This is a genomic window from Pedobacter ghigonis (assembly GCF_903166585.1).
Taxonomy (GTDB): domain Bacteria; phylum Bacteroidota; class Bacteroidia; order Sphingobacteriales; family Sphingobacteriaceae; genus Pedobacter; species Pedobacter ghigonis.
Map to the genome: position 1 here is coordinate 674,023 of NZ_CAESCM010000001.1, position 26,106 is coordinate 700,128.

The window sequence follows — 26,106 nt, forward strand, 5'->3', positions numbered from 1 at the left end:
GTTGTTACAGGTACCATTTTTTATATCGTGCAAGTGCCTCTAAATAATAATAATCGGCATAAACAAGCGGCACATCAATTTCGCTGTTTAAAGGGAAAGCACCTGTGCTGTGCATCAATAAAAAACCGCCGTTTTCACCTGCCTTGGCACGATAAGCCTCACTTGCCAGGGAGTAAATCATGGTCTCCGCAGCCGATTTAAATTCAGCCTTTTCGTTACCCTCGGTATATTGCCCCAGTTCGAGTAGCGCCGATGCAATAATTGCACCCGCAGAAGCATCGCGTTTGGCATAAGGGATTAATGGCGCGTCAAAATCCCAATATGGAATCTTATCGGCCGGTAAGTTCGGATTTTTTAAGATATAATTAGCAATGCCGATGGCTTGTTTTAAATAGTTTTGGTCTTTGGTAAAGCGGTACATCATGGTGTAACCATATAAAGCCCAGCCTTGCCCGCGCGACCATGCCGAACAGTTTGCTGCACCCTGCCAGGTTGCCTTTTTAATGACCCCGCCAGTTACCGGATTATAATCTACCACATGGTAAGAGCTAAAATCTGGTCTGAAATGGTTTTTTATTGTGGTATTGGCATGCGTAATGGCAATTTCTTTATAGCGCGTGTTGCCGCCGTTATCGCTGGCCCAGTTTAACATTTCCAGGTTCATCATATTATCTACAATTACCGGGCATTCCCAGTATTTATTCTTGTCCCACGATTGGATGACCTGAATTTTAGGCCTGAAACGCGTAGCCAGCGATTGTGCTGAACGCTGGATAACCTCTTTGTAAGCAGGATTTTTGGTAATGCGGTAGCCGTTACCAAAGCTACAATACATCATAAAACCCAGATCGTGGTTACCGGTAAAGGTTTGGTTTGGTTCTAATATTTTAAGTGCAGCTTCTGCCTCACTTTTTACCTTGTCGTTTTTGGTCTGTTCGTAAATGTACCATAAACTACCCGAGTAGAAACCGCTGCACCACCATTTAATATCGAAGTTAACAGGTTTTCCTTTATCAAAACTTTGCGGTGTTTTTCCTGCCGGAATATTTTTAGCCAGAACCTGGTATTGATCGGCAGCAAATTTAAATTCATCATTAATGAGTTGAGCCATGGGCTTCTTCGTGCTCTGGGCAAAAGAGACTGACCCCATCAACAGGAGCAATGTAGCGGCTAAATTGATTCTTTTCATCTTATCATTTTTGTTTTTCAGTATCAGTATTTGTCAGGCCCTGGTTGCGGCACAGGCAAATCCTGATGGTTTCATAATTTTAGGTGTGTTTATTCTATTATTTTAAAACTTGCGGTAGCACCTGCAAATGCACCGGTTGGCAGATTACAGGTTATGTTCTTGGATGTAGATGATCCTGCTGCTTTAAACTGAACCTGAATCGATTGGTTTTCCTGAGCAGGATCGGCAATATATATTACCGGAATTTTGGTGTTTAAATTTTTAATATATACGGTACAGGGCTTGTCAACTGAGAGCGAAGCGCCGTCATACTCCAACGTACCGGGCGCATAAAATACGGCTTGTAACATATTTAAACCGGTATGTTTTACAGCCTGAAGTGCGGCTGTATTTTTTAAAATCTGGATCATAGATACCTGATATTTTTTAATCTCTGCCGCTGTAGTTCCTGGAATAACGATATACTGGTAATTCTCATTTTGAGGCTTTGTACCATGGTTTATCCAGATTTTAAAGACATTGTGTTTTAATTCGTTTTTGGATTGAAACTGATTGATGCGGTACCAACTACCTGTTTGGGCTACATTGCTGATTTCTACATTTCTCCCCTCCGGAAAGATGTAGCCGATACTATCATGAACAGCCCACACGCCTCGCTCACTTTTTTCGCCGGAAGATGAAATTACAGTTCCCCTGCTCCAGGCCTGATTAATTGTTGTAGTAATATTTTCTGCAGCTTCACTTTTGATTCCGGCCCCTAAACAAACCACTTCCCGATCGAAAAAGAACCAGGCTTTTTTTGCCTGAACGCTATCATAATCTAAATCGTAACAGGATACGCCGTACACGCCATCGCTTAGCCCACCTGAAAATTTAGTGGTACCGGGTACTCCCCAGTCTTTACGGATGGTTGCACCCTGATCGTCGGGATAATCCCTGCTGGTAGTACCAGGTATTTTATCCCACTCCCAAACCGGTACCAGGTTGGCATATTCCGAACCGCTGCGCTGGATATTCGTTGCCCCGTCGGGTAAAAACTTACCCAAAATATTTTCATTGTTTCCCCGCTCAGTTCTTAATGTACGGCTTGATGAAGCCTGCACACTAAAAGTATAAGCAGGCCTTACATGTAAAGTGTAATTGCTTTTCCAATATTGGTTGTGCGAAGGAACAAGGCTGTAATTGGCTGGTTTTTTACCCGCCGTTCTTAATGCTGAGGCATTCCAATAACTGGTATTTTCGGCATCGAAGAACTTAATTTTTTCAATCATCCCGCCCATTCCACTGCTTAACGAATCTTTACGGCTAATACCCCGGCCGCGTACATTAAAATCGTAAAACGAACCGCGTATGGTTTGCAAAAAGGTATTTTTAAGATAATTTACCAGAATAGCCAGCTGATCTTTAGGCAATGCATAATCTGTTTCTCTTAAATAAAAAGCAGCATTTACAGAGTTACCGGCAAAAACGCGTCCGTAACTGGCAATAGCTTGTTGCTTGCCGTGTTGGTAATAACTTCCATCAACCTGAACTCCTTCTTTTCCATCGCTTATGGCAATGGGTTCGAATAGGAATTTTGAAGCCGAATCGAGTGTTGTTTTATTTCTGGTTAAACAGGCTCGATAAAGCAAATGCAAAGCTTCATCTGAGGTATTGGCCCCATCACCAGTTCTAAAACGGCGAATCACCATGCGTTTAATCAATGCCTGTTCGAGACTGGCAGGAAGCTGCACTTTAGCACTTCGCATCAAAATAAGTGTTTGCCCAATGGCCTGTGGATAGAAAATATCGTTGTACCACCAGTTTTTATTCTTTGGGTTCTTATCGAGCCAGTTTTGAAGGGCCTTAACAATCGATGCATGTAAACTGGCATTATTATACCATTTGTTTGATGTGCGGATGTATGCCGTAGCCATATCCTTAATTCTTTTTAGCGGAGCATACTGCACATCAATATAATTAATATCCGCCCAGCTTCCATCCGGATTAAGGTTTTTAAGGTTTAACCCTATTTCAGTAGCCAGGTTTTTATCTTTAACAAATGTTTGCAGATCGGTATTAATGCGTTGCAAAATGATACTGTAAGGTTCATTTTGTGCTCTTACCGGATGATTAAACAGCAGTACACTTAAAGCACCAATACTTAATACTTTAAAAGCCGATATTTTATAATTTGTTATTTTCTTGCCTGCAAACATCTGTTATTTTTTATTGAAATCTCAAAACCCCTTTTCACATTTACTGTAAAGAAAAGCGGACCATTTTTTTTCTTCAAAGCTAGCGGAAACCAGTTGTATCAATTCTCCACTTATCGTTTTTTTAATTTCAATTATGGTTTTAAGCTGTTTTTTAAACCTCATTAATAAGTTGAAAAAGCCACCAAGCCGAGGCAAGGTGGCCCAACTAACACAAACTAACCAAATTTGACCGGACAAGTCCGATAAGTTTTATACTTTACCAGCCAGCATTCTGTATAAGGGCTGTATTTTTAGCTATCTCAGAAGCAAGGATCGGGAACAGACCGTAATGAGCTGGAAAATGATGTTCTCGAACATCTACATATTCATAATTGTAAGCATTACCGTTTTTAGTGATTTTAACACCTCTTATTGGTTTTTCGAAATCAACTGCAGCAGTTTTCCATCTTCTGGCATCCCACATGCGGTGTTCTTCCATAAACAACTCTACACCGCGCTCTGTCTGGATCAGCAAGCGCATTTCTTCTTGTGTTGCATTGGCTTTAATACCATAATTCCCATCAGCACCGGCCGTAATACCTGCACGGTCTCTAATTTTCCTCAAAGCATCGTAAACCTCCGCCGTCGGACCGCTGTATTCGTTAAGTGCTTCTGCATAGTTCAATAAAATTTCGGCATATCTGATTAATCCCCAGCACCGCTCACCATTTCCGGTTGAGTTTTCTAGAAGGTATTTACGGGGAAAATATCCTGCATTAAAAGCCAGCGGACCACCTACTGCATCGGTAGTACCCGCGCCCACATAAGTATATACGGGTGCATTGTTGTTGCCACTTAATATCCATGGGGCACCGTTATAAATTACCGAATTGGCAAAGCGCGGATCGCGGTTAGCATAGGGGTTAGTCGGATCATAACCCGACCCTGCTTCGGTAATGGCTTTTCCGTTGGCCATCGGGAATCTGTCGACCATTTGCTGGCTTACGGTAAAGGCATAGCCTCCCGATCTGCTCTGCGGCAATAAAAAGCTTTCGAATTCGCGTTGTGTACCACGCATGGCTGCAAACAGGTACTCGTTGTTTACCCGCATCTGAAATACTTTGTAAAAAGCATATCCAGGCTTATTGCTTGGGCTGTTATCTGCATAAAGCGAATAATTTGCGGTATTGATAATGTCGAGAGCAGCATCGGCAGCTTTTTTCCAGCGTTCTTTATCGTAGCTGGTATAACCAGTTAAATCGTGTACTTCGCCTGATGTAGCATACTGCCCACCGTTAAACAAAGGACTTGCCGCATATAAAAGTACACGTGATTTTAAGCCCATACAAGCACCCTGGGTTACACGGCCATAATTTTGTGGCAAATTAGTTAAAATAGATACGTTGGTCGGCAGGTCGGCCTTAGCCGCATCGCATTCGGCAACAATGTAGTTTACGCATTCCTGATAAGTTGATCTTTTCAGCGTAAAATCTTCGGTGATATCGTAAACTTTATCGCCCAGCAATGGTACGCCACCAAATGCCCTGATTAACAAAAAGTAATACCAGGCGCGTAAATAACGGGCTTCGGCAATCATGCCTTTTTTAGTTGCCGCGGTTAACGGAGCATTACCTATGTTTTTTAAAAGCACATTTACCCTCCTTATATTCTGATAAGGTACCGACCACATACCGGTAAAATCGGTATTGGTTGAACTTTTAGAAATTAGCCCAAAAGCAATAACCACTCCTGAGTTCTGGGTACCGTTGTACCGACCAGTTACGGCTTCATCGGCTGCACCGGCATGCCCGCCAGCATCAAGATATTGGATATCGTACTGAAAACCAACCTGCTGATAAATACGGGTTAAAAAAGCTTGCGTATTGATACTATCGGCAAAAGTAGTTTCTTCATTCAATGTAGTTAGGGTGCTCTCATCAAGTAAACCACCTTTTTTACAAGAATAGGTTACCAACAGGATTGCAAATATGGCGATGATTGAAATTCTCTTTTTCATAATCATTTTTAATTAAAATGTAACATTTAAACCCAGGTTATAAATGCGCTGCGTAGGGTAAACACTAATTACGGTAGTAGTGCTGTTCCCGTTTTCAGGGTCAACCTGATACAGGTCGGTTACGTTGGTCCAGGTAAGCAGGTTATTACCGTTAGCATACACTCTAATGCCCGATACACGCAACTTTTTAGCTACTGCATTAGGGAATACATAGCTGATCTCGGCAGTTTTTAGGCGAACGTAGTAATTATCTCTGGTCCAAAAATCCGAGAAGTTATTAGATATATTTGGGAAATTGGTTACTGCATTACCACCCAGCCTTGGAAACGTTGCCGTAGCAGCAGTTTCTGGTGTCCAGCGATTTAAATGTATAGGCTGATAATTCGAGTTTCCAGGAACGATGGTTTCTGAGTGGAAACGGGTACTATAACCATACGATCCCTGAAAGAATACATTCAGGTAAAAGTTTTTATAGCCAAAATTAAAATTGGCACCATAGGTGGTATTGGGTAGATTTGGACTACCAATTACACCTTTATCGCTGTCGTCGATAATGCCGTCACCATTTAAATCCTGATATTTCATATCACCTGGCCCGACTGCTGTAGTTGGTTTCGCTACTTTAGGATCGGCAATTTCGGCTGCTGTATAGAAACCTAAAAAGTGCCAGCCAAAATACTGCCCAATAGGATTACCTGTAGCGGCCAGCCAAGGGTAAGCAGGTTGTGCCTCATCCTGATAAAGAATTTTATTTTTGGCATAAGAGAAGGTAAGACGTACACCTGCAGTGAAATCTTTTATTTTCTCGTTGTAGCTCAGTTCGCCATCAAAACCCCTGTTGTTTACTTTACCTAAATTTACCGGAGGAAGGCCTACGCCAATGGTAAAAGGCACACTTTGCCTGGTGGTTAAAATATCGTATCTGTCGTTGTTAAAATAATCGGCAGTAACCTTAAATTTACCTTTAAACATGGTCAGATCAAAACCAACATCCAGTTTCTTTTCTTTCTCCCAGGTTACATCAAGGTTACCTAAACTACCCTCCGTAATTCCGTTGTACGAAGTACTGGTTGTACCAAAATTGTAAGAACCCGTAGCTGAAGTATATAACTGCAGGTATTTTTTAGCCCCGCCAATATCATCTGATCCAACCAGACCATAAGAAGCCCTGATTTTAAACAGATCTACAAATTTGATATTATCTGAAAAGAATTTTTCTTCCGAAATATTCCAACCCAGTGATGCAGCCGGGAACCAGCCTCTGGTTTTCTTTCCTGTAAAGCGGTCGGTACCATTATAGGCTGCATTAAATTCAACCAGATACTTGTTTTTATAATCATAACCACCCCTTAAAGTTGTTCCGGTTACAACAGTAGGCACACCTGGCCCCTGATTTGCGTCGCCAGTGGTGGTAGAGTTAATTACCCTGTTATCGTTATATAAAGCTAAGCCGTACACATGATGATTGCCAAAATTACGATCGTAATTTAACGACGATTGTGTGCTGATTGTTCTAAAAATACTGGTATTGCTATAACCTGCGGCAAATGGTGGTGTACGATATTGATTGGCATTTAAAGGCAGATAAAGCCCTGTTGCCGAGTTATACAAATAATATGGCAAAGCGGTTCTGCTAGCGCTTACACTATAGCTCTGCGCGCTGGCATAAGATAACAATACCTTAGCAGTTAAACCCGGTGTAACAAAATCAAGTTTCTGACTGGCGCTGGATACGATATTTAAATCGTTATCAAAAGTTCTCGAATAGCCTGATTCTGCCAATCGGCCAATAATACTGGTATTGGCGTTGGTAAGTAATGGGTTGTAAGGATATGAGCCATTCGGATTTGTAACCGGAAAAGCCCATGGTGGTAAATAACCTCCACTGTAAATTTCCCCCACAATACCGTTTCCGTTGGCATAGTAAGCATTTCCCTGCTGCGAGTTGAAAGGTTGGTTGGTTTCTCCAAAACGGCCCGTTAAATCTAAACGAATACTTAAAGTTTTGGTTGCCTGGATATCGAGATTTGACCTAAAATTGTAACGCTTATAATAAAAATTACTGTTTACTCCGTTATCAGAGCTAAAATCGCGTACATTACCATTCTGCCATAAATAACCTGCAGAAACAAAGTATTTAACACTTTCCGTACCGCCCTGAAAATCGAGGTTTTGACGGGTAATTAAAGCACCTGGTTTAAAAATGGTTTTCCACCAATCGATATCCGGGTGCCCGTAAGGATCGGTATGATCGCGGTAAGCAGCCAGATCGGCATCACTTGCATACAATTTGTTATTCGTGTCTCCCGAGTTTCTAAGCGCCTCATTGTTCAACAATTTAGCTTCGTATGAGTTTAAAAACTCAGGTGTATTTACATCCATCTGGTAACCTGCTTCCGATTTTAAATTGATACGCGGTTTACCGGCAACCCCTCGTTTAGTAGTAATTACCAAAACTCCGTTGGCACCTTTAATACCATAAACAGCTGTAGTTGAAGCGTCTTTTAAAATGGTAACGGTTTCTACCTCGTTCGGGTCGATATCAGAAACCTGGTTGTAATCATACTCTACATCATCAACAATAATTAATGGCGAGGCACTACCTGCGTATGTACTTACCCCACGAATAAAGAATGCTGCACCATCGGCCCCCGGCTGACCACTCCGTTGTTGCGACGTAAAACCAGGCAACCTGCCCGCAAGGGTATTCTGAATACTGGCACTGGGGTTTTGTTTAATCTCAGTGGCCGAAATAGAGCTGATAGCACCGGTATTGGTAATTTTTTTCTGCTTACCAAAACCTACTACCAAAACTTCATCGAGCCCTTTGGTATCGTTATTGAGTTTGATAGATACAACTGTTTTTCCGCCTACATTAACTTCCTGTGTTAAATAACCGATAGATTTAACAATCAGTGTTTTACTGCTTCCCTTTAGTGTAAGTTGAAATTTACCTTCGGCATCGGTTACAGTACCGTTATTGGTTAGCCCCTTTTCAACAACTGTAGCGCCTGGAATAATGCCCGACTCGTCTCCTACAGTACCCTTAATTACCGTTTGGGCGAGTGAAACCGCAGGTATGAGGGTAAAAAGGATTAATAATTTATATAATATTTTTTGCATAACATGTCTGGTTACGATTAACAATTTTTAGAAATCTCCAATTACCAGCCTGGGTTTTGTTTTAAATTCCTGTTTTTATTTACCTCGCTGGCAGCAATTGGATAGAGATACATTTTAGAGGCATCGAAGGTTACATTAAGTGCATTGTACGGGGTATAAGAAAAGGTACCATTAGCATTCTTAATAATTTGCATGCCATGCAAGGTGCCATTCAATACAGTTTGGGCAATTTTCCAACGGCGGATATCCCAGAAACGCTGTTCTTCAAAAGCCATTTCCACCCTGCGTTCGTGCCTGATCGCCTCTCTCATCTCAGCCTGTGTCATGGTGGTTTTTAAACCATGCTGATAACCGGCAGTTGTACCCACCAGAATACCAGCCCTTAAGCGCAATGCCTTTAGCTGATTAAAAGCTTCTGTACGGTTTACTGCGTTATCTGCGGCCTCATTCATAGCTTCAGCATAGTTCAACAGGATTTCAGCGTACCTGAAAATCGGAAAATTGTGCGTTTGGTTGCTGTATATTGATGCGGTAACAAAGGTTTCGTTCATAAACTTGCGCATGTAATAACCTGTACGCGTTTGTACGTTTACTGAACTACCTGGTTTATCTAAACCGCCATCGTAGGTTTGAACAAGCCTGTTCAGCCAGCGTGCATTGTTATGGATAATGGTAATGTAAAAACGCGGGTCGCGGCCAATATATGGATCGGCTGCATTATAGCCCGATGCCGGATCGGTAATGGCCCTGCCATTGCTCATATCAAAAGCATCAACCAACTCTTGTGTAGGGCTGGTATAACCCGACCCCGATGCATTGGTAGCAGTATAACCTACCGGTGCATTTCTGGTTTCTACATCGAAGTTTACAGCACGCTGGTAAGCTAAAATTACCTCACTGTTTTTACGGGTATTAAAAACAGAAGTATATGCCGCTGTTAACGAAAATTTATTCAGGCTCATTACATCTTTAGCAGCCTGTGCAGCTGCTGCCCATTTAGCCAGATCGTTGTTAGGGTTATTTACCGGACTGGCATCATACAGCAATATTCTGGCTTTTAGTGCCAATGCAACGCCCTGGGTAACCCTGCCATAATCTTCGTCTGCTGCCAATGTATTATCTGGCCGTGCAATGGCTTTCAAAGCATCGCACTCATCTACCACATATTTAAGGCATTCTGCATAAGTATTTCTTGGCAACTCAACGTTATCATCAATCCCCAACACCCGGTCGCCGATAAGTGGTACTCCACCAAAACGCTTAATCAGCTCAAAATAAGCAATTGCCCTAAGTATCCTTGCCTCAGCTTTCCAATACACTTTTAAATCTTTTTGGTTTAAAGGCACTACATCAATATTGGCCAGAAAAATATTTGACTTTCTGATTGTGCGATAATTGTTATCCCACGAGTTATCAACAGGAGAAACTGCCGAAATCCGGCCGTTTACAAAGTATTCGATTGTACTCGATGGCGAAGAACTGATGGCATCATCAGATGCAGCATCTAAAACATCATTACCAATGCGGTTGTAGCCATTGGGCAGGTACGAATAAATATCGGCCAGAAATGCCCTAGCCTGTACGCCCAGCGAATCGGTTTTGTCAAAAATGTAACTAATGTCCTGTGTAATGGGTTCTGTTTCATATAGTGGTTTTTTACAGGCAGAAAAACCAACAATTACAATGGCTAATGTGCCAACTATTTCTTTTATCTTAATGTTCATATCAACCAGCATTAAAATTTAACATTCAAACCAGCGTTAACCACCTTTTGCAAGGGATAACCACTTCCAAATACTTCCGGATCAACCTTATCGTAAGCCGAAAGCGTATAGGCATTTACAGCGTTTACAAAAAAGCGTACCGAAGCCAGCTTTAATTTGTTGGTTAAGCCCTTTGGCAAAGTATAGCCGAGTTCAACATTTTTTAACCTTACATAACTACCATCGTGCAACCAGTAGGATGAGGTTGCCTCGTTATTTGGATTAGAACCGATGGTTAAACGTGGTTGAGTTGCGGTTGCAGCCGTAGCTGGTGTCCAACGGCCAAGGTTCTGCTCAAAAGCCTGCCCTAAACCATTGTTCTGAAAAGCCCATTCGGTAATACCCGAAACATACACATAACGGTTCTGCACACCTTGTAAAAGCGCCGAAAAGTCAAATCCTTTGTAGCTAAAGCCGAGGTTAATACCATAAAACCAGATAGGGTTATTGTTTTTAAGCGCTTTTATATCCAGTTCGTTAATTATCCCATCGTTGTTTAGATCTTTGTATTTAATATCGCCCGGAACAGGATTGTAGCCCTGTATTTTAGCACTCGAGTTAATTTCGGTCTGACTTTGAAATAAACCATCTGCTATGTAACCGAAGGTTTGGTCTTCCCTCTGTCCGGTACGTTCCATCCACGTATAAGCCCTGCTAATCTCATCCTGATATTTGATAATTTTTTGCAGCGAGAAAACATTAGGGGCTATGTAGTAGTTAAAATTACCAATGTGGTTGTTGTATTTCAGATCGAACTCCAGGCCCGAATACCTGCTGATCCCGATATTTTCTGCCGGATAGGCTGTACCCAGTAAAGCTGAGTTTCTACCCCTGGTTTGTACCAGATCGAAATTTTCGTTGTTGAAGTAATCAGCGGCCACTGATAATTTGTTGTTGAACAAACTGGCATCGATACCAATGTCGTACTGGTTAGCCTTTTCCCAGGTAATATGCGGATTGGCCAATGTACCTTCGGCAACTCCGGTTATGGCAGTTGGTGTTGTACCATAATTGTAGGTAGCACCCGATACATAATATTGGTTGTAAGCAAAATAACCCGCGTTAGCATTACCGGTATAAGCATAATTTGCCCTGATTTTTAAAGCATTAAGCCATTTGGTATCCTTTAAAAAATCTTCTCTGGCAATGTTCCAGCCTAAACCAAAGCCATAAAACAAGCCGTAGCGGTTGCCTTTTTCGTAGCGGTTTAAGCCACTGTAACTCAAAGCCACCTCGGCAAGGTATTTTTCTTTATAATTATAGTCTACCCTGGCCGAAAGGTTATTGAAAACCATCGGAATCTGGTTACTCGTTTGCGCACTTTGCGAATTGAATTTCAACAGCGTATTTATGCTGTGGTTACCGTAAGTTTTATCCAAACCGGCAGAAAAATCGACAAAAAGATTACGGCTTTGACCTGTGTTGGTTGATAAATTAATCTGCTGGCCATCTACCCCAAATTTCTGATACACATCGGGGTTGGTGCTGGCCAACTTGTAAACCGCATATTGTTTGGTACGGATAATATTTTCGGAAACGCTGGTATTAAAACTAGCCAACCCTTTTAACCACAAACCTTTGGTTACATTATCCAAGGTCTTTTTTAGCGATATATCGGCAGAAACATCGCGGCTGCTGTTATAAAAATAGCCTGAGCGAGTGGTAGCTCCCCATAAATTGGTTTGATAGTCGGAAGTACCGCCCAGCGAGCCATTCGGGTTAAAAACTGGATAAGCATTATTCGGAATAGAAGCCAGCTGCGAAAAAACATTGTTACTTCCAAAGTTGGATAATGTTGTACTGGTAGTAAAAATGGCTGTATTTGCGCTTACACCACCCGGCTGGTTACCATTCTGGATACGCCCAAACAGGTTTAGGTTTAATAAAGTTGTTGGGGTAATATCAATATCGATATTAGTACGCACCAGGTAGCGTTTATAATCGGTATTGGTACTGTAAGTATTTCTTTCGTCATCCTGCCTTAAAATACCACTCTGGTTCAGGTAATCTACATCCAGGAAATAACGTGTAGAATTGCCACCACCATAAGTATTGAGGTTGTAACGGCTAAAGGTGGTATTGGGTTTTAGGATGGTATTGTACCAATCTACATCCGGGTGAAATATTGGATCAGACCCTGTTGACCATGCATTTAAATCAGCAGCTGTATAACGCGGTGCCTTACCATCATTCGCTAATGCTTCATTGTACAAAGTTGCATAATCGAAAGCACCTAACGTTTTAGGCAGTTTAATGGCCGATTGCAAGCCTGCCTGAGCGGTAAGTGAAATGCGCTGCTTACCTACCTCTCCTTTTCGGGTAGTGATCATAATCACACCGTTTGAGGCTTGTTGACCAAGCATCACTGTAGACAAACCATCTTTTAAAATTGTAACCGATTCGATCTCTTCCGGATCAATAGATGGATAATCTCTAGGGATTCCGTTTACCAAAACCAGAGGAGCATTACCTCTTACCGTAATACTGGTTCCATCTGCCCCTGGCCTGCCATTGCTTTGTAAAGTATATAATCCGGTTAGCCTTCCTGATAAGGCATTGTTAATCCCCGCTACGGGAACCTTAATCAAATCAGTATTGTACACTGTTGAAGTAGATTGCAGATTAGTTGCGGTACTTTGTTCGCCATATAATACCGGAGTAGCAGTTAGGCGTTTCTGGCTCTCGCCAAGCGACACATTTAGTAACGCCTCTTTTACTTCTACCTCTTTTACCAGGTAACCGTTTAATGTAAATATTAAAATATCGCCTTCAACGGCACTTATTTTATATTTACCATTTTTATCGGTAGAAACACTGGTACCTGTTTCTTTAATCGAAACTTGAACGCCAAACAGCGGATTGCTGAAATTATCAGAAACAGTTCCGGTAACCTCTAGTTTATGGTTGCCGATTTTACCTGCCATATGCCTTTCGACTCGTATAGTATTGGCATTAGCCAAACCCGGGTATGCCGCATATACGGTTAACGAAAAAAGCATTAATTGCTTTAAGTAAGTTTTCCTCATATTTTGTTTTGGTTTAGTTACTGGTGTGTCTCCTAAAAAGATATTGTTATACCTCTCTGGTTCCACATAAATTTGGTTATTGTATACTTGGTTATTATTGTGCACTTAAATGGGTAAATGCATAGGGTCAAATCTATTTAGAAGCAAAAAAAACATGGGGGTAAAATCCTAAACAAATGGGTATAAAATTCTAAAAAACCGCGAAAAAAGATACTGGAAGGAGGCTATAAGCAGATAAAGTGTTAAAATTGCAGGCGCTAACCTAATTTGATTTAAATAATAAAAATAGAATTGTACATTTAGTACAGTTAAGCTAACCATCCTTCATTTTTGCCGACATGAAAGCCCTGCTCATCCTTACATTTGCACTTTTCGCTATTGCAGGTAATGCGCAAAATCAATACGCTTTTAAACACCTCAATGTAGAGAACGGACTTTCGCAAAGTTCGGTGCTCTCTATAGCCCAGGATGCCCGGGGATTTATCTGGTTCGGAACCCGTTTCGGATTGAACAAATACGATTCTCAATCTTTCAAGATCTATAACTACGAAAAAGGCAATAAAAAAAGCCTGAGCGCATCTTCATACCTTTCTTCTATTCTATCACTTAAAAACGGATCGTTGCTGATTGGCACATTTGGCGGACTAAATAAATACAATGAAAAAGACGATAATTTTGACCGTTACCTGCACGATGACAGCGTACCTACCAGCCTCAGCAGCTCGTCTATAAACTGCATTTACCAGGATAAAAAAAACAGGGTTTGGGTAGGCACAGGAAACGGATTAAATTTACTAACCGACACCACAAAATATCGCTTTAAACATTTTTTATATAACAAAAATCAGCGCGAGCAAGTTTACACCATTACCGAAGATCATAATGGCACCCTTTGGTTAAGTACCAGCAGCGGCCTAATGAACATGCGTATTAACGGTGGTAAAGTAATATTCAAATACTTTAAATCCTATAGCGACGAGCTTAACAAAGCCGTTGATAACCATGTAACCACTATGGTAGAAGACCGCGAAAACAACCTTTGGATTGGTACCAAACAAACCGGTGTAAGCAAACTTAACTTAAGCACCGAACAAATTACAAACTATAAATATTCGAGCCTTAACCCACAGGGCATAACCAGTAATAATGTGCGTAAAATTATGCTCGATCGGGAAGGTAAACTGTGGATTGGCACCCTACATGGCATAAATATTTATAATCCGGCAACTAAAAGCTTCAGCACTTTACAAAATGAACCCGAAAATCCGGCCAGCTTAAGTCAAAATTCGGTTTACGATATTTACCAGGACCGCCAGGGTATTATTTGGGTGGGCACTTATTATGGAGCCGTAAACATGGTGTACCCCAACTACACGCCATTTAAGGTTTACCGAAGCACCACCACACCAAATGGACTGAGCAGCAACGTAGTGAGTGCCATTATGGAAGATCAGTACCAAAACCTGTGGATTGCAACCGAAGGCGAAGGCATTAATTATTACGACAGGAAAAACAATGTTTTTACCCGTTATAAAAACAACCCCAATAACCCGGCAAGTTTAAGCGCCAATTTGGTCAAATCGGTTATCCGCGATAAAAACAATAAAATTTGGATCGGTACGCACTATGGCGGGTTAAACCTTTTTAAGCCTGAAACCAAAAGTTTTGTGCGTTATACCAGTCGCACCAACGATACTTCCACTTTAAGCAGCGATGAAATTACAGTTGTTTTTGAAGATAGTTTCGGAAGGTTTTGGGTAGGTACCAATCGTGGTTTAAATAGTTTCAACACGCAAACAGGTAAATTTATACGCAACAGGATTAATGGCCTTGCCGATGCGGTGCTTTACATTTTCGAAGATGGCAAAAGAACCCTGTGGGTGGCAACAAACTCAGGCCTTTACCAGTTAAAAAATGGCACTGATAAATTTGCACGCCGTGTGGCAGCCAATCCCGAAATTTTAAAGTATAACGAAATCAGTTGCATAACCGAAAATAAAACAGGTTATCTCTTAATTGGTACCATTAGAAACGGACTGTTTAAGCTCCACCCCGAAAAGCACCAGTATAAGCGGATAACCATTCAGGATGGCCTGCCCAGCAATGCCATTATGGGTATTCTGGAAGATGATTTTCAGAACCTGTGGATTACTACCGATAAAGGCCTATGTAAATACAACCCGGTACTAAATACCTTTAAAATTTACAACACCAAAGATGGATTACCTGGAAACGAGTTTAATTACAAATCGTTTTTAAGGGATAGTAGAGGACAATTTTTCTTTGGAGGACTAAGCGGAATGGTAAGCTTTTACCCCAATCAGATCAAAGAAAACAAAACCACGCCACCTGTTATTTTTACGGGATTAAAACTATTTAACAAACCTGTTTCGCTAAACAGCAAAGATGGTTTGCTTAAACAAAACATCAGTACCATAAAATCGATTACGTTCGAGTCCCATCAAAATGTATTTTCTATCGATTTTACAGTACTTAACTTTATTAAATCAACTAAAAACCGTTTCGCCTATAAGTTAGAAGGCTTCGAAAAAAACTGGAACTATGTAGATATCCCTTCTGCAAGTTACACCAACCTCTCGCCAGGCAACTACACACTTACCGTTAAAGGAAGCAATAACGATGGCCTTTGGACAAAGGAGGCAAGTACCCTCCAGATTAAAATTCTACCTCCATTTTATCGTACCTGGTGGGCGTACCTGTTTTATTTCTGTGCTTTTGCAGCCATATCTTTTGTATTTATCCGTTATTTGCTGATTAAAGCCGTACTTAAAAAGGAAAAAGAGATTAACGAACATAAACTCGAATTTTTCACCAATATCTCGCACGAAATCCGTACACCTTTAACACTCATTGTTGGCCCTTTAGATAAATTAATAGAAAATGCTAAGGATGATCCTGCGCTGAACAGGGATTTGCAACCGATTAAAAATAATGCACACCGCTTAATGAACCTGGTTACAGAGTTGCTGGATTTTAGAAAAGCGGAGAGTGGAAAAATGACCTTGCATGTAAGTCCGGGCAATGTGGTAAAATTTTGCAGGGAAATATTCCTGGCTTTTCAAAACATGGCTATTTCCAAAAACATAGATTATAGCTTCGAAACCAATCAAACAGAACTAGAGCTATACTTTGATAAGGTACAAATGGAAAAGGTTTTGTTTAACCTGCTTTCAAACGCGTTCAAATTTACACCAACAAACGGGAAAATCAGTTTAAAAATTAACCAGGAAAATCAGTTTATCCAAATTCAGGTGAGCGATAACGGAAAAGGGATTCCTTTAGAAAACCAGGCCGGTTTATTTTCCAATTTTTACCAGGCCAATGCCACAACTACCATTGGCACCGGTTTAGGCCTATCTTTATCAAAGAGCATTATAGAATTGCACCGTGGCCACATTACCTTCCAAAGCAGTCCTAAAAGTAATAATGATTTCGGCGCTACCACATTTACCGTAAGTTTAAAGAAAGGCAAAGCACATTTTAATGAGGATGATTTTATAACCGACTATGTATATTATGATCATGCATTAAACTACAATATAGAAGCTATACCAGATAAACAAAGCCTGGTTGATCAAAACCAGCAGGAGCCATTGCCCGTAGCGCATAAAAAATACAGCATTTTACTGGTAGAAGATAACCAAGATGTAAGGGCATTTATTAAAAATGCGCTAAGCGGTATTTATACCATTTACGAAAGCGAAAACGGAGCTACGGGCTTAGAACTGGCACTGGAAGTGATCCCCGATTTAATTATCAGCGATGTAATGATGCCGGTTATGGATGGACTGGAACTGTGCCGTAAGCTTAAAACCGACGAAAGTACCAGCCACATTCCCGTGGTATTGCTCACCGCCCGTTCTGCTTATGTACACCAGATAAATGGTTTCGAGCATGGTGCCGACGCTTACATCATGAAGCCATTTAACCTCAAAATACTTGAACTGAATGTACAGAACCTGCTCAGCGCCCGCGAAACCATTAAGCAGAAATTTGCGCAGGTAATCAGGCTCGAGCCTAAAAACATGGTAATTAACACTACTGAACAAAATTTCTTAGGTAAAATTATCCAGGTTATTGAAGATCGAATTGCCGATCCTGATTTTGATGTACCTACACTTTCATCAGAGATAGGCATGAGCCAACCGGTACTGTACAAAAAAATAAGGGCACTTACCGATCTTTCGGTTAACGACTTTATTAAATCGATCCGTATTAAAAGGGCTGCACAGCTGCTTAAACAAGGTGCAGGCAACATTTCAGAAATTGCCTATTCAGTAGGCTTTAACGACCGCAAATACTTTAGTTCGGAATTTAAAAAACATTTTGGCAAAACACCAAGTGAGTTTATGGGCGAAAACTAGTTTAATCAGTGCCTGATGCAAAGCCATCGGTTTTGTTTAGTTCTGTGGCGTAAGTGCTTTTAACCTGTTGAACAAGTGTATTACCTACAACTCTTTGAATTGCAAAAAATCCGGCACATTGGTTTACACGCAGTTTTGAGGTTTACATAACTCACCGAAAAACAAACTGCCATTTTGTTAGGCCTGCTTGACTTCGTGTACATGAAAAAGCCCATAGTATAACTTACGCTGTACACTAAAAACAATATTAAGTACCGGAATAAGTTTGTTTAAAAAGAAAGCGGGCTAATTAACTGAAGTGCCCCAAAAAAGTTGGACAAAAACTTTTGGGGGCACACCATAACAATCGGCCCGCTTATATTTATTTTAGGCGTTTAATAACCTGGGTTCTGGTACATTTTAACCGGATCGAGCTTTACCTCATCAAAAGGGATTGGATAATAACGGTCCTTTGTGGTTACGTTGGCCAGCTTTGCAATTCCGAAAGATGATTGTGGTTTTGCTTTTAAATAGGTTACCAGCTCTTCTGCAGTAAAGTACCTGATTAAATCGAACCACCTTTGGTGTTCGAAAGCCATTTCTACCCTACGCTCGTGCAAAATGGCCAGTTTTAAGGTTGGGAATTTTGCTGCATAAGTGGCATCGGTTTTGGCTACAGCATAAAGCGGCATTGCTGCTCTTGCACGCACCATATCCAGGTATTGAATAGCTACAGCATCGTTGCCCTGCAACATATTTACCTCGGCCAGCATTAAAATTACATCGGCATAGCGCATTAAAATACAATCGTTACCACCATAGCCGTTTTTAGTAGCGGCATCGCTCGCATCGCGGAATTTGGTAATAAACCAGTCTTTAACCGTAGCATCGTTGGCATATTTAATTGAAAAGTCTTTCCTCAAATCGGCAGTTTCGTATTCGTTAACCAAATCGAGCGTAAGGTTGCCCCCAATCCCAGTCGATCCTTTTTGCGAGTTGATGGTTTCGCCTTTTGCCTGGTTACCGGCAGCAATGCCCGAGCTATAATTAATATCGCCCTGTTTATACACAATTTGAAAAAGCAGTTCTTTACATGTTGTTTTTTTAGCTACATCAAATACCTGCGTGTACGGAATTTCGCTTAGGCTGCCGAAAGTACGCATGTTGTAAGCCGCTTGTAAATAAGTGTTTGCATTGGTCAGGTTTTCCGCTTTATTGTTAGGCAACGTAGCGGCCATGGTTAAATAAACTTTACCCAGGTAAGCATTCAGGGCTGCTTTAGAAACCCGGCCAATACCCGATTCGGGCTGGAAATTAGGCAGGCTACTGTTTAAACCATCTTTTAAATCGGCTACAATCTGGTTGTACACGTCGGCTTCGGCTACACGAAAAGTATTTGCCTTCACCTCATCTATGGTATTTAATTGTTTGGTTACCAATGGCACAGCGCCCCACTTTCTTACCAGTTCGAAATACATAATTGCCCTGATAAATTTAGCCTCTGCACTGTAGTTCTGCTTGTTGGCCACGTTGATAAAAGTAACCTTATCAATATTAGAAAGGATTACATTGGCTCTGGTAATGGACTGATAAAGGGCCAGCCAGTGCGATTTCAGGTAAGAGTTACTTGGTAAAAGCGAAAAATCGTTAAACTGGAAAGGTTCACCGGCATTACTCTGGTTGTCGTTTCTCCCGGTATCGTCCGAGCGCTCATCAGTAAACAAACCGCTGCTTTCGCCCATGGTATTGCTGCTCCTTAACGATTGGTAAGCACCGTTAACAGCAAGCAGCACATCATTTTCGGTATTAAAATAATTTTCAACAGTAACCGCATTTGGATTGGTTTGTGCTAAAAAGTCTTTTTTGCAGCCACTTAAACATACTGCAATGCTTAAGGCCGAAACTAAAATATATTTTTTCATTGTCGTAAATTCTAAAAAGTAAGTTTAACACCCAGGTTGTAAGCTCTGGCTAGTGGATAATTACCATAATCAACCCCCGGTGTTAGGTTAGAACCACCGCTGTAATCTACCTCAGGGTTATAACCTTTGTAATCGGTTATGGTAAAGGCATTATCTACGCTGGCGTAAATACGGATATTACTTACTTTAATGGCATTGGCAAGCGATTTAGGGAAAGAATAGCCCAGGGTTATGTTGGTACATCTGAAATAAGAACCATCCTGAATGTAGAACGATGATAAACGTGTAGAGTTACTTTGTGTACCCGCGCGCGATGGACGGTAGTTTAAGCCACTGCCCGGGTTGGCTTCGTTTCTGTAACGATCGGCCACATCTACATACTGGTTGCCCGAACCTTCAAAGTTGTACAGGTAATAATCCTGTCCGTCTAACACCTGGTTACCGTATGAACCATTAAAAGATGCCCTTAAATCGAATGTTTTATAAGAGGTATTTAAAGCGAAACCATAAGTAAATTTAGGGTATGGTGTGCCAATTACGGTTTTGTCAGCATCGTTAACAATGCCGTTTCCATCGGTATCCTGAAAATACAAATCACCAATTTTCGCCGGATTGGTTGATGCAGCCGATGGCGCAACTTTACCTAAGTTATCGGCAGTAATTCTGCCCAGTACTTTAAACCCGTAGAACATACCAACAGGCTGTCCCTCTTGTGTAATGTGTGTTAAATACGAACGTTCTGCACCATTGGTTAAAATGGTACTTGCACCTCCCATATTTAATACTTTGTTACGGTTAACGGCAATATTTCCACTTAAACCGAACGTAAAATCCTGGTTCTGGATAATGCGGCCATCAATCTGCACATCGAAACCTTTGTTTCTGATTTTACTATCGGCCAGGTTGGTTAAAATAGAAGAGGTACCCGAAACTGCCGAAATAGGCTGGTTAAACAACAGGTTGTACGAATAACTTAAATAATAATTGGCGATAATGTTTAAACGGTTATTGAACAAGCCGATATCGGTACCAAAGTTATATTGTGAGGTAGATTCCCAGCCTAATTTAGGATCCTGAATGGCATTTGGCCAAATGGCTGTAGAAATGGCGTTACCAAAAACAACCCCACCTGGTGCACTCATTTCCTGTGCAGTTCTGTAATTAGGGATATTGTTGTTACCACTTAAGCCCCAGCTTGCCCTTAATTTTACGGTAGAACGCTCGCCTAAGAAATCTTTATAAAAATCTTCGTCAGAAAGGTTCCAGCCTGCAGCAACAGAAGGGAAATTACCATACCTGTTTAAAGGGCCAAACCTCGATGAACCATCTCGACGGAACGAACCGGTTAAAAAGTATTTACCGGCATAGTTATAACTGAAACGGCCGAAATACGATAGCAAGGTATTGGCAGTTTTAGAAGCTGCATCCAAAGCAAAGAAACTGGCATCGGCACCTTTATCGGTTATCTCACCTATATTATCGTTTTGAAAACCTTTTGCCGATACTTTAATTAAATCGCTGGTTGTTTTCTGAGCAGAATACCCGGCCAATACATCAAGCTTATGCTTGCCAAAGGTTTTGTTGTAGTTTAAAGTAAACTCCGCCAGTTGGTCTATCTGTTTCAGATTTTGTGCAACAGCTGTAGCCGCAGCTATCGATTCGTTAGAGTATGGCCTGTTGTTCCCGTTACTTAAACTGGTTGGCAGGTAGAAATCGTATTTTTCGCTGTAGGTTTGTGTACCTAAGTTTGCTTTAAAATCAAGGCCATCTATAATTTTATAAGTGGCATTGGCATTATAGGTACTTCTATCGCCTTTTCTGGTAATTTTTAGCTGCTCTACGGTAGCCAATGGATTTTCGGGATTCTGGATTCCGTATTGCGACGCCAAAGCCCCCATTCCAAACTGGATCGGGTTTCCGTTAGCATCTCGGGCTGGCAAGTAAGGTAAATAAATCAGGGCCGACATCATCGGACTTAAATCGTACCTACCTTCCCGCACCTCGCGGTTATTGTTTTGGGTATAAGAAATGTTGGCACCAACATGTAAACGCTCACTCACATTTCCATCTATATTTCCCCTAAAGTTGATTACTTTCTGGTTGGTATTGGTTACGATACCATCGTTATTCTGATAACCACCACTTAAAAAGTATTTTACATCTTTGTTGCCTCCAGAGAATGAAAGGTTATGGCGCTGAAAAGCCGCGTTGCGGTATAATTCGTCCTGCCAATCGGTGTTGTAAGCAGCAGGAATAGCCTGTTGAGTACTAAAATTATAAAGATCGGCAGGTATGCTCACACTGCTCCCGTTACCTACATTGGCAATTCGCGTAGCATTGTTATCGCTATACATGGCATCGTTCCAGGTTTTACCGGCATTTACCCATAAATCTTTATAGGCGTTATTGCGGCCATCTATCAATAGCTGAATAAACTGATTGGCATCGAGCAATTTCACTTTTTTGGCCAGTTGAGAAATGCCGCCCTGAACATCGTATTCGAAACGGCCCTTACCATCTTTACCTCTTTTGGTGGTAATTAACACTACCCCACCCGATGCTCTTGAACCGTAGATGGCTGCAGAAGCCGCATCTTTCAAAATATCGATGGTTTCGATATCCTCCGGATTAATGGCTACGTTATTGCCAGCCGGATAACCATCAATTACGTACAATGGATCGGAACTGGCATTAATAGAACCAATACCCCTCACCCTGATTTTAGTACCCGAATAAGGTGCACCACTGGTTTGCGATACTTGTACACCTGCAACTTTACCCACCAAAGCCTGGCCCACTGTAGGCGAAGTTAAGTTTAATTCGCTGGCTTTTACACTGCTGATGGCACCGGTAACATCCGATTTTCTGATCTTTTGATAACCGATGGCCACAACCTCATTTAATGTATTGCTGCTTTCTTTAAGTTTAATATTAATGGCTTTATTGCCCGATATGATAACTTCCTGCGTATCGAAACCAACAAAAGAAAAAACAAGGGTAGCGCCATTGCCGGCCTCTATTATGAATTTTCCGTTACCATCTGTCGAAGTTGTTTTTTTGGTTTGTTTATCGTAAACGCTAACGCCAGGCAGTGGTTGCCCCTTTTCGTCGGTTACAGTTCCGCTAATGGTAGCAAAACGGTTGTTGAGCTCAGTAGCAGAAACTAATTTGGCATTGCTTACTGCCATGGCGGCCGGGCTGCATACAGCTAACAGACCAACAGGCAAAAGCAATTTCCTGCAGGCATTTTTCATGCATGCGGTAAAAAAAAATGATGTCATCTTTTTGTGCTTAGTAATAGATTTTTAAATAGTATTGGGGTTTGTGTTTTTGGGCAGATATGTAGATCTGGCATTTACATAGGCTTATCCTTAAAGGTTAACAACTAATTTCCTGAGCGTTCTACGGCGACAAAAGTAGAGGTGTACTTTTAACACTATGTATCCGCTGTGTTAACTCTATGCAAAGATCTTTGTGCTATTTTAAGTTTACATTAAATCTAATAGCGACGTTACTAAACCGTTTTATTAATTCGTAAAGCGGTAACATCTGCTTAATGTTTTTTTAATAGCCAAAGCTTTATTTTGTGATAAAATTTTTAATGAAAGTCTTCTATCCCTTTTTTATAGCCTGCCTGCTTTGGCAAGGTTTACAGGCCCAGGATAAACCCCTTCAAGCCTACCAGTTAATAAAAAGCAATAATGCTGTACAGTACAAAAATTATTACTTGCTTACGCTTTTTAAACAATTGCCTGCGCTTAATACAATGCTGAAAGAAAACAGCGTGCTTAAAAAAATTGCCGATGCCAAAAGAACTCAAGCCAACGAAGCTTTAAAAACCTGCAATGCAGATATAGGATGTTACGCTCAGGCTTTAAAATTTAGTGCCGAAGAAATTAAAGCCATTGGTGAGGAGTTAAGCAACAGCTACAATGAAAATAATGCGCTCGGAAAAGTGGTAAGTAATCACCTCATCCCTTCTGGCTGCTATGCTTTGTATGCCGGCCAATCACCCAAAAACTTGCTGCTTAAAGCCTGGGAACAAGATGCGAATGCTTTAAATTATGCCATCGGCGTATATGTGGAGGGCAACAAACCCAATTATCCCAAAATTGATTCGATTAGTTTCAGCTTAAAAGATAAAGCGTATGCAGGGCTTACAGCAGCTAATGTTTCATTGGCTCTGCAACCTGAAAACGAACTCTTTTTCCAACCTGCTTTAAATTTTGCGCTTATCGCTTTAGAACTAAACGAAAGAAATGATGCGGCCGATTATGAACCGATGGTTAGCGGGGTAAACCAGCCAGCCATTAACCAGATCAAAAAAACCGATTGGAAGAAATATCCTTATACCGTAATCCTGGTTCCGGGTGAGGGTCCTGAAGATAAAGAAACCGCCCTAAGTGCCGGGGGAATGATCCGCTGCCGGTTAGCGGCTATACAATACCAGAAAGGCCAGGCACCCTTTATTGTGGTATCGGGCGGACGCGTTCACCCCTATAAAACCAAATTCAGCGAAGCCTTCGAAATGAAAAAATTTTTAATGGAAACCCTGAATATACCAGAAAGTGCCATTATTATGGAACCCCATGCCCGCCACACCACCACTAATATGCGCAACTGTGTGAGGTTGATGTTCAGGTATGGTATGCCGGTTGATCGGCCTGCATTGGTTAGTACAATAAAATCGCAGAGCTTTTACATTACCACCATACTACTTGAAAGGTGTAAAAAAGAACTTGGTTATTACCCATACAAAAACGGCAAACGTTTAAGCGATACCGAATCGGAATTTTACCCGAATACCACATCGCTGCAAATAGATTTTGACGAACCTTTAGATCCTTAAGCCAATGAAAACTTTAAACCCGATATTATTGCTGCTGGTGATGTTTTTTGTCGCCAGAAACACCACAACTGATGGCAAAATCACTAAAAATATTACGGTAGATTCGCTGGGTGCCTGTCAGGGTATTGCGTACCAGAATGGCAGCTATTTCCTGTATGGCGATCGTGAGGTGGGTGTAATGCGCCAGTACAAGCTCCAAAAAGATTCGTTAATCTATCAGCATAAAGAATACCGTTTTACCGTAAAAGGCGAAAATACGATCAAGCATCCCACCGGAATTGCCTACCGTAAAGGCTTACCTACTTTTGTGGGTAATTCGGTAAGGCAAAATGAAGCCGGAACCTTGTGGAAAGCGGTGATTAACTGCATTAACTGGGATGGATTTTTAAGAACCGGGACATTGGATGGTAACCTGGTAAAAACAATCGACGATGATGCCTGCATACAGGGTACCAGGCCCGAATATGTAAAATACAAAGGCAAATGGTATGTTGCTACTGCCGATTACGGTAACAAGAGCAATAAGGTTCGCTTATTAGATCCCCATGCATTAGCCAAAGCCACCAAAACCAGCGAAAGTGATGTGGTAGTTCAAAAATTTACCTGCTCGCCATGGGTGCAAAACCTGCACTGGATAGAAAGTAAAGGTATATTGGTATTGATTCAAAACCAGGTTGAGGGAAGAAAATGGCGGTTAACATTCCTCGATCTGGAAAAATCAATTGCTACCGGGCGCGAGTCGGTTTTAAGTGTAATAGATACTGATAAACCCGATGAACTGGAAGGTTTTACTTTTACTGATGATGCCGGTAAAGGTATTGCGGTGAGCTCTTCGCGCAAAAACAATGTAAGTTTTATGGATTTTAGCTGGAACAAATAACGCGCTGACTGTACTGGCTGTCTCTATGGATAAGATATAGCACAACACCCGCTCGGTTGGTGGAGGCGCCGATGGATAGATAAAACAATCAAGAGCTAACCCTAGCGGTCGGTGTCATCACCGACCGTCGCAGACCCCATAGTCAGCATCCCGTCTTATTTACTTTCCTTTTACACATCTTCGCCGTATCTTTATTCAATACAAAAAGGAGAGTTATATGAATACTGAAAAAGCCATTCTTGCTGGCGGTTGCTTTTGGGGAGTAGAAGAACTGTTTCGCCATTACCCAGGTGTAATTTCGACTGTAGTTGGATATACCGGAGGTGATGTGCCGAATGCTACTTACCGGAATCACGGAACCCATGCCGAAGGCATTGAAATTACTTTTGATCCAACAATTTTATCATACCGTAAATTACTAGAGTATTTTTTCCAGATCCACGATCCAACAACACGGAACAGACAAGGGAATGATTTAGGCACTTCTTACCGCTCGGCCATATTTTTTGCCAATGCAGCACAGGAAGAAACTGCAAAAACACTAATTGCCGAAATGGATGCATCGGGCATATGGCCTGGAAAAGTAGTAACTGAAGTGGTACCCGAAACTGATTTCTGGAATGCAGAAGAAGAACATCAGGATTATTTACAGAAAAACCCTTATGGTTATACCTGCCATTTCGAAAGACCTGATTGGAAACTGTAAATAAATAAATCGTCATTGCGAGAAACGAAGCAATCTTACAACGATCGCTAAAGCATTAGGATTACTCCTGGCAGCCATGATCATACTAAA

Annotated in this window: 12 protein-coding genes; 4 read left to right on the forward strand and 8 right to left on the reverse strand. The window is 41.3% G+C overall.

Annotated elements, in window-relative coordinates:
- Window positions 1-4 precede the first annotated feature (4 nt).
- The 6 genes from HWV58_RS02670 to HWV58_RS02695 all read right to left on the reverse strand — a co-directional run bounded on the left by HWV58_RS02670 (window position 5) and on the right by HWV58_RS02695 (window position 13,295).
- On the reverse strand, window positions 5-1,189 hold the full coding sequence (locus HWV58_RS02670) for a glycoside hydrolase family 88 protein (protein WP_175632578.1): 1,185 nt from the start codon (window positions 1,187-1,189) through the stop codon (window positions 5-7).
- Window positions 1,190-1,278: 89 nt separating this feature from the next.
- Complete coding sequence (locus HWV58_RS02675; RefSeq protein WP_175632579.1) at window positions 1,279-3,387, reverse strand: polysaccharide lyase family 8 super-sandwich domain-containing protein; 2,109 nt, start codon at window positions 3,385-3,387, stop codon at window positions 1,279-1,281.
- A gap of 256 nt (window positions 3,388-3,643) precedes the next feature.
- Entirely contained in the window at window positions 3,644-5,383 is a 1,740-nt protein-coding gene (locus tag HWV58_RS02680; protein WP_175632580.1) for a RagB/SusD family nutrient uptake outer membrane protein, read from the reverse strand.
- A gap of 12 nt (window positions 5,384-5,395) precedes the next feature.
- A complete protein-coding gene (locus HWV58_RS02685; RefSeq protein ID WP_175632581.1) occupies window positions 5,396-8,506 on the reverse strand; it encodes a SusC/RagA family TonB-linked outer membrane protein in 3,111 nt (1,036 codons plus the stop codon).
- A 41-nt stretch (window positions 8,507-8,547) separates the two neighbouring features.
- Window positions 8,548-10,230 carry a RagB/SusD family nutrient uptake outer membrane protein gene (locus HWV58_RS02690; RefSeq protein WP_175632582.1) on the reverse strand — a complete coding sequence of 561 codons (1,683 nt, stop codon included), beginning with the start codon at window positions 10,228-10,230 and terminating at the stop codon, window positions 8,548-8,550.
- A gap of 11 nt (window positions 10,231-10,241) precedes the next feature.
- On the reverse strand, window positions 10,242-13,295 hold the full coding sequence (locus HWV58_RS02695) for a SusC/RagA family TonB-linked outer membrane protein (protein ID WP_175632583.1): 3,054 nt from the start codon (window positions 13,293-13,295) through the stop codon (window positions 10,242-10,244).
- Window positions 13,296-13,633: 338 nt separating this feature from the next.
- Here HWV58_RS02695 and HWV58_RS02700 point away from each other — a divergent pair, with 338 nt between their 5' ends.
- Complete coding sequence (locus HWV58_RS02700) at window positions 13,634-17,680, forward strand: hybrid sensor histidine kinase/response regulator transcription factor (RefSeq protein WP_175632584.1); 4,047 nt, start codon at window positions 13,634-13,636, stop codon at window positions 17,678-17,680.
- Window positions 17,681-18,054: 374 nt separating this feature from the next.
- Here the strand turns inward: HWV58_RS02700 and HWV58_RS02705 are convergent, their stop codons facing one another.
- Together HWV58_RS02705 and HWV58_RS02710 are read right to left on the reverse strand one after the other, a co-directional pair.
- Complete coding sequence (locus tag HWV58_RS02705) at window positions 18,055-19,581, reverse strand: RagB/SusD family nutrient uptake outer membrane protein (protein WP_175632585.1); 1,527 nt, start codon at window positions 19,579-19,581, stop codon at window positions 18,055-18,057.
- Between the two features lie 11 nt (window positions 19,582-19,592).
- Window positions 19,593-22,862 (reverse strand): SusC/RagA family TonB-linked outer membrane protein, encoded by a 3,270-nt coding sequence (locus tag HWV58_RS02710; RefSeq protein ID WP_175632586.1) that lies wholly within the window; start codon window positions 22,860-22,862, stop codon window positions 19,593-19,595.
- Window positions 22,863-23,182: 320 nt separating this feature from the next.
- Here HWV58_RS02710 and HWV58_RS02715 point away from each other — a divergent pair, with 320 nt between their 5' ends.
- From HWV58_RS02715 to msrA, 3 genes are all read left to right on the forward strand, one after another.
- On the forward strand, window positions 23,183-24,430 hold the full coding sequence (locus HWV58_RS02715) for a YdcF family protein (RefSeq protein WP_217706934.1): 1,248 nt from the start codon (window positions 23,183-23,185) through the stop codon (window positions 24,428-24,430).
- 4 nt (window positions 24,431-24,434) lie between these two features.
- Complete coding sequence (locus tag HWV58_RS02720; protein WP_175632587.1) at window positions 24,435-25,310, forward strand: hypothetical protein; 876 nt, start codon at window positions 24,435-24,437, stop codon at window positions 25,308-25,310.
- A gap of 217 nt (window positions 25,311-25,527) precedes the next feature.
- Window positions 25,528-26,016: a peptide-methionine (S)-S-oxide reductase MsrA gene (gene msrA, locus HWV58_RS02725; RefSeq protein WP_175632588.1), complete on the forward strand. Its 489-nt coding sequence runs from the start codon at window positions 25,528-25,530 to the stop codon at window positions 26,014-26,016.
- Window positions 26,017-26,106: the final 90 nt, after the last annotated feature.

Bases quoted from the DNA above. Each gene is read 5' to 3' on its own strand.
- HWV58_RS02670 (WP_175632578.1), bottom strand. From the start codon at position 1,189: ATGAAAAGAATCAATTTAGCCGCTACATTGCTCCTGTTGATGGGGTCA.
- HWV58_RS02685 (WP_175632581.1), bottom strand. From the start codon at position 8,506: ATGCAAAAAATATTATATAAATTATTAATCCTTTTTACCCTCATACCT.
- HWV58_RS02720 (WP_175632587.1), top strand. From the start codon at position 24,435: ATGAAAACTTTAAACCCGATATTATTGCTGCTGGTGATGTTTTTTGTC.
- HWV58_RS02675 (WP_175632579.1), bottom strand. From the start codon at position 3,387: ATGTTTGCAGGCAAGAAAATAACAAATTATAAAATATCGGCTTTTAAA.
- HWV58_RS02700 (WP_175632584.1), top strand. From the start codon at position 13,634: ATGAAAGCCCTGCTCATCCTTACATTTGCACTTTTCGCTATTGCAGGT.
- HWV58_RS02705 (WP_175632585.1), bottom strand. From the start codon at position 19,581: ATGAAAAAATATATTTTAGTTTCGGCCTTAAGCATTGCAGTATGTTTA.
- msrA (WP_175632588.1), top strand. From the start codon at position 25,528: ATGAATACTGAAAAAGCCATTCTTGCTGGCGGTTGCTTTTGGGGAGTA.
- HWV58_RS02710 (WP_175632586.1), bottom strand. From the start codon at position 22,862: ATGACATCATTTTTTTTTACCGCATGCATGAAAAATGCCTGCAGGAAA.
- HWV58_RS02715 (WP_217706934.1), top strand. From the start codon at position 23,183: ATGAAAGTCTTCTATCCCTTTTTTATAGCCTGCCTGCTTTGGCAAGGT.
- HWV58_RS02690 (WP_175632582.1), bottom strand. From the start codon at position 10,230: ATGAACATTAAGATAAAAGAAATAGTTGGCACATTAGCCATTGTAATT.
- HWV58_RS02680 (WP_175632580.1), bottom strand. From the start codon at position 5,383: ATGAAAAAGAGAATTTCAATCATCGCCATATTTGCAATCCTGTTGGTA.
- HWV58_RS02695 (WP_175632583.1), bottom strand. From the start codon at position 13,295: ATGAGGAAAACTTACTTAAAGCAATTAATGCTTTTTTCGTTAACCGTA.